The 681-nt window shown below is 47.0% G+C and carries 2 protein-coding genes; one reads left to right on the top strand and one right to left on the bottom strand.

Features of this window, described 5'->3' with window-relative positions:
- On the top strand, positions 1–262 hold a 262-nt coding region (locus tag R8N49_RS27470; protein ID WP_318190498.1), incomplete at its 5' end, for an ion channel.
- 62 nt (positions 263–324) lie between these two features.
- Here the strand turns inward: R8N49_RS27470 and R8N49_RS27465 are convergent.
- The coding region (locus R8N49_RS27465) for an aspartate-semialdehyde dehydrogenase (RefSeq protein ID WP_318190497.1) at positions 325–681 on the bottom strand (357 nt) is incomplete at its 5' end.

Raw genomic sequence — 681 nt, 5'->3', positions numbered from 1 at the left:
CGTGGGATATGGAGATTTGGTTCCGCAAACTAACTTAGGTAAAGCGCTGGCATCTATAACCATGCTCTTGGGTTACTCGATTCTCGCGGTTCCGACAGGGATATTTACAGCTGAGCTACATCAAGAGATGCAATCCCACAAAGTACTGGTGAAGTGCCCTAATTGCTCTCAAGCTGGACATGACTCGGACGCTATCTACTGTAAACATTGTGGAAGCGAGTTGGCCGACCCGGACAAAAGAGTGGTTCGAGGTGAAGGTTAAAATAGAAGGTTAAAAAAAGAGCTCCTACTAAAATAGGAGCTCTTTTTACGACGTTTTGTCGATTACGCTTTTTCAGAAAGGATAATACGAAGCGTACGACGCAGTGGCTCGGCAGCACCCCAAAGTAATTGGTCACCAACAGTGAACGCGTTTAGGAAGTCATCGCCCATTGCCATCTTGCGTAGACGACCAACAGGAACTGACATAGTGCCGGTGACCTTCGCTGGCGTTAGCTCTTGAGCCGTGATGTCACGATCGTTTGGAATCACCTTCACCCAGTCATTGTGAGTTGCAATGATTTCTTCGATTTCATCCATCGGCACATTTTGCTTAAGCTTAATAGTCAATGCTTGAGAGTGACAACGCATCGCACCGATACGCACACATGTACCATCGATAGGAACTGGAGCACCTTGAGA

The sequence above is a fragment of the Vibrio sp. 1978 genome (assembly GCF_033344345.1).
Note: the sequence above shows the minus strand (reverse complement) of the source record. Positions and strands in the feature narration are given on the sequence as shown.